General features: G+C 63.0%; 4 protein-coding genes and 1 pseudogene. 2 read left to right on the forward strand and 3 right to left on the reverse strand.

Annotated features, from left to right (window positions below):
- Nucleotides 1-139: 139 nt before the first annotated feature.
- Nucleotides 140-724: pseudogene (locus D106_RS14395) on the reverse strand (GlxA family transcriptional regulator); the annotation flags it as partial.
- A 398-nt stretch (nucleotides 725-1,122) separates the two neighbouring features.
- Between D106_RS14395 and D106_RS0114090 the strand changes: the two are divergent.
- On the forward strand, nucleotides 1,123-1,602 hold the full coding sequence (locus D106_RS0114090; protein ID WP_018880423.1) for a DUF302 domain-containing protein: 480 nt from the start codon (nucleotides 1,123-1,125) through the stop codon (nucleotides 1,600-1,602).
- 73 nt (nucleotides 1,603-1,675) lie between these two features.
- Here the strand turns inward: D106_RS0114090 and D106_RS0114095 are convergent, their stop codons facing one another.
- Complete coding sequence (locus tag D106_RS0114095; protein WP_018880424.1) at nucleotides 1,676-2,410, reverse strand: NYN domain-containing protein; 735 nt, start codon at nucleotides 2,408-2,410, stop codon at nucleotides 1,676-1,678.
- A gap of 356 nt (nucleotides 2,411-2,766) precedes the next feature.
- Entirely contained in the window at nucleotides 2,767-6,168 is a 3,402-nt protein-coding gene (gene amt / locus D106_RS0114100; protein ID WP_026280692.1) for an ammonium transporter, read from the reverse strand.
- Between the two features lie 827 nt (nucleotides 6,169-6,995).
- Here amt and D106_RS0114105 point away from each other — a divergent pair.
- Nucleotides 6,996-7,523 (forward strand): tetratricopeptide repeat protein (locus tag D106_RS0114105; RefSeq protein WP_018880426.1); only part of this gene is annotated, 528 nt, incomplete at its 3' end.

Genomic DNA, 7,523 nt, shown 5'->3' on the forward strand with positions numbered 1-7,523 from the left:
GGCCATCTCCAAACGCCGCCCCGGACGTCCGCCTCGATCAGCGCCCGGCCATCCCGTCAGCGATCGCCACGGCGTTGCACGCCTCGCGATGACGGTGCCGGCCTGTGAAGGGGACACCCGCCTTGACCCTATCCAGTCTTCAGCTCGCGGCCTTGTCCGGATGGGCCTGCCGGGCATCCAGATCCGTGCCGGCAAAGAAGAGCCTGCGATAACGCCCCGGGGTCGTGCCCGTCAGCCGCCGGAACAGCTCACGGAAAAACGATACGTCCTCGTATCCGACCGCGAAGCTGATCTCCTCGATGGACATCGTGGTGGTTTCGAGCAGGTGCTTGGCCCTTTCGACGCGCACGTTCTGCAGGTAGTGCACGAGGGATACGCCAGTGGCTTGCTTGAAGCGCCGCTTCAGGGTGCGTTCGGCAAGGCCGGATTCCTCGGTGAGCAAGCGGATCGCCGAGTGCTCGGCGAAATTTCGGCTCAGCCAGTCCTCGCATTGGCGGATTCGGGCGTCGGTATGTTCGGATTTCAGCACCAGCGGGGTATAAGGCCCCTGACCTTCATCGTGCCACTTGAGCAGATACACCTTGGCGATGCGGATGGCCTCCACCGGGCCCAGATGGCGCGCGATGATATGCAGGGCCAGATCGTGCCAGGACGTAGTACCCCCGGCGCTGACGATCCGCCCTGACGGCTCCGCTAGGACCAGATTGGGTTCGGGCAGGAATCGCGCGGTCATGGGGGTCAGACCTTGCCTTTTGCCTCCGTACCACGACAGCGAGGGAAGGAGAGGACACCCGAGGGAAGGAGAGGACACCGGCGCACCATGGGGGTCAGACCTTGCCTTTTGCGCCTGTGGTGGTACGGAGGGCAAAAGGCAAGGTCTGACCCCTTCAGCGTACTGCTGACCCCTTCAGCGTACTGACCCCTTCGGCGTAGGGGGCCTGGCGACAGAGCGCCCAACGCCGTAGTCGCGTGGCCTTCTGCTAGTGTTCTTGGTAGTTTCGAATTGCACGGCCCACTCTCCGGTCAGCCGGGTGGAAAGCCGGCTCCGTACGAGCTTCCGCCGCGCGATTCCACCTCCCTGACCGGACCGAGTCAGAAACCACCCTTACCGTTGGAGAAGACATGCAGACACGTTTTTTTCCAGGCGTTCTCGTTGGACTTATTGCCGGAGTCATCCTGACCTTCGTTTACGCCTACAACGCCGCACCCTCCCTGATGATTGTCGAGGATCCAAGCCAGTACGGTTTTGAGGAGACCATCGAACGCATCGAGGCTGCAGCCGAAAACGAAGGCTGGTCCATCCCGACCAAGCATGATCTGACCAGTACAGTCGCGGAGCACGGCTACGATGTCGTTCCGGCCACGGTGCTCGAACTCTGCCAGCCGGACCATGCCGGCACCCTCCTCAGCGAGGAGGCTAACTTGATCGTGACCTCGATGATGCCCTGCCGCGTATCGGTCTACGAACGAACCGACGGCACGGTGATCGTATCCCGCATGAACACGGGTCTCGTGGCCCGCGTCTTTGGCGGTACCGTCGCGAAAATCATGGCCGAGGCGACCGAGGACAGCGAACGCATCCTCGCCAGCGTCCTACAATGATGCCCGATCTCGACATGGCACTGCGGGCCTCGCGGCGACGGGATTTGGTTGGGCCGTTGAAGTGTCGCCCAACCTACTGCCTGCGCTTATCCCGCACATAGATAACTTTGGAAGCCCCGTCGGCTGCGGAACGTGCCTGAACGTCGAACAATCCGGTCGCCTCGACCAGGTCACGCAACTTGCGGTAACCAAAGTTGCGCGCATCGAACTCGGGGCTCTGCTTTGCGATATTGCTACCCACCGGCCCCAGTTGTGCCCAGCCGTCCTCGTCCGACGACGCCTCGACCGCGTTGCGCAACGCGGTCACCAACCGAGTATCAGACTTAAGTTCTTTGGCGGAGCGCTTCCGGGATTGCTGCTCCTCTTCATTACCCTCGATCAGGACTTCGGTGTAGATGAACTTGTCGCAGGCTACCACGAGAGGGGCTGGCGTCTTCCGCTCGCCAAATCCGTAGACGGTCAGTCCAGACTCGCGAATCCTCGAGGCAAGCCGCGTGAAGTCACTATCACTGGAAACGAGGCAAAATCCGGCGAAATTACCGGTATACAACAAATCCATCGCATCAATGATCAGCGCGCTGTCCGTGGAATTCTTGCCGCGGGTATAGCCGAACTGCTGAACCGGCTGGATGGAGTGCTGCAGAAGGGTTTCTTTCCAGCCCTTTAGTTCAGGCCCTGTCCAGTCGCCATAAATCCGTTTGACGCTTGCAGTGCCGTACTTGGCGACCTCTGCGAGAAGTCCCTCCACAATCGCCGGCTGTACATTGTCCGCATCGATTAACACCGCGAGGTGAATGTCCTTGCTCATCGCCCGGCCCTCCTGCTGCCCCAGCCTAAAGATCTCCGCAGTGTACACGCGCCCAAACCCACTAAACCTACCAGGACGGGGTCGGATCTATATAAGCCGTTGAATGTAAATGGCGACTGCCCTCTATTGGGGCTGTATAGGGGCTTGAAAGGCCTATTTTCGGGCCGAAAAGTGAACGGTGGCCTCGCCCGCCTCATCCGGGGCCCTTCTGGCCCGAACCCGACCTGCAACCCCCGCTTTGACCTGCTCGAACTCTATCGCTCCGGGAGCAGGCCGTAACCCACCTGGTCAGGGACGGATTGAACCACGCCCCTAATACAACACCCAGGTGACAGTTCTGCTCTCTGCCGCAGGCATCACCGTGGCATGCACCTCACCCCGCCCAATTGTTCCAGCGGTCGCGGGCGGTCGATGTAGTAGCCCTGCACGTAGTCGATGCCGATGGCGGCCAGGCACTCGACGGATGCGGCGTCCTCGACGAATTCGGCAATGGTCTGCAGGCCCATGGTGTGGGCGATGGCGTGGATTGATCGGACCATGGCCTCGTCGGTCGGGTTGTTCGCGATCTCGCGCACGAACACGCCGTCGATCTTCACGTAATGCACCGGCAGGTTGCGCAGGTACCCAAAAGAGGACAACCCCGAACCGAAGTCGTCCAGCGAGAACCGGCAACCGGTGGTGGATAGCGTCTCGATGAAGTGCTGGGCGGCATCGAAACTGCCAATCGCGCTGGTCTCGGTGATCTCGAAACAGACCGAAGCGCCGGGGACCTGGTGCTGTTCCAGGAGCGCCTGGATCTCTGCCAGCAGCGACTCATCGCCGAGGCTGGTACCGGACAGGTTGATCGCGCAGATGGTCGCGTGCTCCGGATCGGCGCGCTGCATGTCGCCCATCCAGGCGAACGTGTTACGCAGCACCCAGCGGTCGACCTCCGGCATCAGGCCGTAGCGCTCCGCGGCCGGTATGAAGGCGCTGGGCGGGACCAGGTTGTCCTCATCGTCGAGCAGACGTACCAGGATCTCGTGGTGCACCGCCGGGGCATCCGGGTCCGCCGCCGGCACGATGGGCTGGAAATAGAGCCGCAGCCGGTCGCGGTCCAGCGCGCTGCGGATGCGCGCGGCCCACTGCATCTGGCCCTGCCGCTCGGCCAGGTCCTTGTCGTCGGGCTCGAACAGGTGCACGCGATTGCGCCCGTGCTCCTTGGCCACGTAGCAGGCGGCATCGGCCTGCCCGAGCACTTCGGCCAGATCACTGCAACCCGCTTCCAGGGCGACCAGACCAATACTGCTGCCGAGAGCAAATTGACGGCCCTTCCAGGGAAACCGGAATCGATGTACTTTTTCGCGGATCTTTTCAGCGACACTCTGCCCCCCGCTGACTGGACAATCTCGCAGGATCACGCCGAACTCGTCCCCGCCAAGCCGAGCGAAGATATCGCTCTCGCGCAGACAGCCCCCGATCACACGGCTGATCTGACGCAGCAGTTCATCGCCTGCAAGGTGGCCACAGGTATCGTTGACGACCTTGAACTGATCCAGGTCGATGTAGCAAAGCACATGGCGTCGGTGCTGATCGCGAGCGCTCGCCAGCAACTCGCCCAGCCGCGACTCGAACTCCCTGCGGTTGAACAGGCCGGTCAAGGCGTCGTGCGTGGCCTGCCAGGACAACTGGCGCTCCATGGCCTGCGCTTCGGTGACATCGTGCAAAACCAGAATCCCGCCCGCTACGCTGTCTTCGCGGTCCAGAATCGGCGCGGCCGTGTATCGGACCACCCGCTTCTCACCCGATGCATCGACCAGACTCCAGGTCGTGGAACTGTTCTGCACGCTCCTCTCGCGTAGCAGTGAGGCCATCACGTCATCGCAGTCTTTCGGCATCGACTGTTCCTCGAAACGGAACAACCGGCACAGCGGCAGCCCTTCTGCCTTGTCAGTCGGCTGGCAACTGAGGCTTGCGGCACTGGCATTGATAAACCGAACCCGGCCCTTTTCGTCCGTAGCGACCACCGCGTCCACAATCGACTCAAGGGTCACCTGAGCCAGTTCCCGCTCGCGATCCAGCTGGTTCTGCACCAGCCGGCGCTCGGTGATATCCCGAATCACCGCAGTGTAGAAAGCCTGCCCTCCATCCGTGCTTGGCGAGGCATGCAGCTCCAGATAGCGTTTCTGATCGTTGATCTGTCCCTCGACTTCCTCCACACCGCCGGACTGGAGACGCTGCTGGATACCTCGAGCCAGGCGTGCACCCAGTAGGGGCTGCAGTAACTCGTCCAGGGGTCGGCCACTGATACCCTTCTCGTTAATCGCGAGCAGTTTTTCCGCGCCGGGATTCAGGCTGATCACCTGGCCGGCCGGATCGAACGTCACGATGCCCTCGCTCATGTCGCGAAACATCGTTCGCGTCCGGTTGACGGCGCTTTCCAGTGCCGCCATTACTTCGTTATACCGGCGTGCGATCAATCCGACCTCTGTGAATGGCTCGACCGGCACGCGCCGCGAGAGATCGGCGTCGCTGGCCTGCCGCTCCATCGCGCTCAAGAGGTCGATCAGGTCAGTGCGGGCACCGTGCTCGCTAACGTTGAGCCCGACTTTTTCATCTTCCACGCTCACACGCAGCGGGCGCCACCGGTCGATCCCGCGCAGTATCAGCCAGGCCAGGACGAAGGTGGTCGCGCCGATTGCGACGATGCCCAGGACCTGCACGCCCACCTGCTCCAGACGGCCCAGGCCAGTGGCAAGATGCTCCGGCTGCCCGAAAAGCCCTACCGCCAGCGTGCCCCAGATGCCGGCCGCCAGGTGAACCGGTACCGCACCGACACTGTCGTCCAGACGGCGCCGGATCATCCACAAGTCGGCCGCCAGCATGACCGCTCCGCCGACCGCACCGATGAACACCGCCATACTGGTAGAAACCGCGTGCGCTCCGGCCGTTATCGCCACCAGACCGGCAATCAGGCCATTCAGCGGCACCAACAGATTGTCGACGTGCCTTCCCTTAACGCGCCGACTCAGAAAAAAGGCCGAGACCGCTCCTGCCGCCGCAGCCAGGAAGGTATTGCCGATGATCGCCGGTACCCGGTCGGTTAGTCCCAGCTCGCTACCGCCATTGAACCCAATCCAGCCAAGCAGGAAAAACAGTCCGCCGAGCACAGCCAGTGGCAGATTGCTGGCGGGAATTCGCTGCACGCCGTCCTCGGTAAAGCGCCCGATGCGCGGGCCGATCACGATGACAGCGGCCAGCGCAACCCAACCGCCCACGCTGTGCACCACCGTCGAGCCGGCGAAGTCGACGAAGCCCATTGCGGCCAGCCAGCCGTCGCCCGGCGCGATCACGCCACCCCAGGCCCAATGACCACTCAATGGATAGATCAAGACAACCACAACCAGCGTCACAAGGCCGTAGCTGACATAGGACATCCGCTCCGAGACCGCCCCGGATACGATGGTCGCAGCGGTTGCGGCGAACATCGCCTGGAAGACGAAGAAGGCAGTTTTCTCCACGCCCAGTTCGCCGAGGTCCGGCAACCAGAAGCCTGTGCCGAACAGACCGGTGAAACTGGGCCCGAACATGACGCCAAAACCCACGGCCCAGAAAGCCAGCAGGGTCAGCACGAGATCCGTCGCGTTCTTCATCGCGACGTTGATGGCGTTCTTGCTTCGAGTTACGCCGGCCTCGAGCGAGAGGAAACCCAACTGCATCAACAACACGAGTGTCGCGCTGACCAGCAGCCAAACGACGTCGACTGGCGTCAATTGCATGCAGATGGCCTGTATTCAGAGCGGACGATCGCCATAGCCACCACCGAAGCAAATTCGGCACCAACTAGGTCCGATCAACCCGAGATTCGGGTCGCAATGCGCCTCTCACGCCGCTACAGCGGCCCAACAGGGCATGCGCCGAGGCCGCCGAATCCGTACCGGATGGCCAGTACCGAAAATCGCGTTTCATTCTTCATCTCTGCGCTGCTCCAGTGCGACGCGCACCGTCAGAGGGCTTAACCCCGGAGAGATGCCCTCAATAGGCGCATTACTGCATCAGGGCGGGGCAATAACGATACAGCGCGAACCAGATGTGGCGTTCAAGTAATTTCGGACATCTCTGACGCCGTCGCGGAAGAGGACACACCATTTCTGGAGCGTGACGGCGCTGGACCTTGGCGGCGCCCCGCAGGAGCCCGTGGCCATCTCGGAACGCGACTCGGGACGTGCGCCTCGACCGGCGCCGGGGCATCCTGTGAGCGCTTGCGGAAGAAGAGGACACCCACCTAAACGGAAGACGAGGACACCCACGTTCCCTGCCGCGCCATGGCGAGGCCCCGCCGGGGCCGTGGCCATCTCCGAATGCAACCCCAGAAGTCCGCCTCGATCAGCGCCGGAAACATCCACAGAGATCGCCACGGCGCTGCGCGCCTCGCGATGACGGTGCTTGCTTCTCCGTCGTGATGAAACCTCACGGGCGACGAAGACGAGGACACCCATCGTTTCCGTTCCGCAACGTGGCGGTCAGGGCCCTGGGTTGCTTGCGGCCGGATGCCCAGACTGTATGCTCGGGCGCTCCGTAAACACTGTCAGCGAGAAACACCGCCATGGGTACGCCTGCCAACCCGCCGCATCCGGAACAGCCCGAAGGGCCGAGCCAAGCCGATCAGGACGGCTTTGCCGCATTTGAACGGGGCGACTATCGGACCGCCGGGGAGCTCTGGGCGGCCAGTGCCGAGGCGGGCTCTGCCTGGGCCCAGTTGGGTATGGGGATTCTGTATGCCGACGGCCTGGGCCTGGAGGCCGATGCCGAGCGTGCGCGCGGGTACTGGGAGCAGGCTGCGGCGCAGGGGCTGAGCGATGCCAGCTTTAACTTGGGTGTGATGGCGGAGAAGGCCGACCCCACCGATACCGAGGCGGCCCGACACTGGTACGGGCACGCGGCCGAGGCGGGTCACGTCGTGGCGCAGAACAACCTGGCCGTGCTGCTGCAGAACGCGGGCGACGAGGCCACCGCCACCGAGGCCGTCCAGTGGTGGCAACGCGCCGCGGAGCACGGCGACCCCGACGCCCTGAACAGTCTCGGCGTCGCGCACCAGCAAGGCAGCGGGTGCGCGCGCGACCGGGCTGCGGCA

This window comes from Thioalkalivibrio sp. ALE9, from assembly GCF_000377445.1.
Classification (GTDB): Bacteria; Pseudomonadota; Gammaproteobacteria; order Ectothiorhodospirales; family Ectothiorhodospiraceae; genus Thioalkalivibrio.

Coding starts and splice junctions, on each gene's coding strand:
- amt (WP_026280692.1), bottom strand. CDS start 6,168: ATGCAATTGACGCCAGTCGACGTCGTTTGGCTGCTGGTCAGCGCGACA.
- D106_RS0114095 (WP_018880424.1), bottom strand. CDS start 2,410: ATGAGCAAGGACATTCACCTCGCGGTGTTAATCGATGCGGACAATGTA.
- D106_RS0114090 (WP_018880423.1), top strand. CDS start 1,123: ATGCAGACACGTTTTTTTCCAGGCGTTCTCGTTGGACTTATTGCCGGA.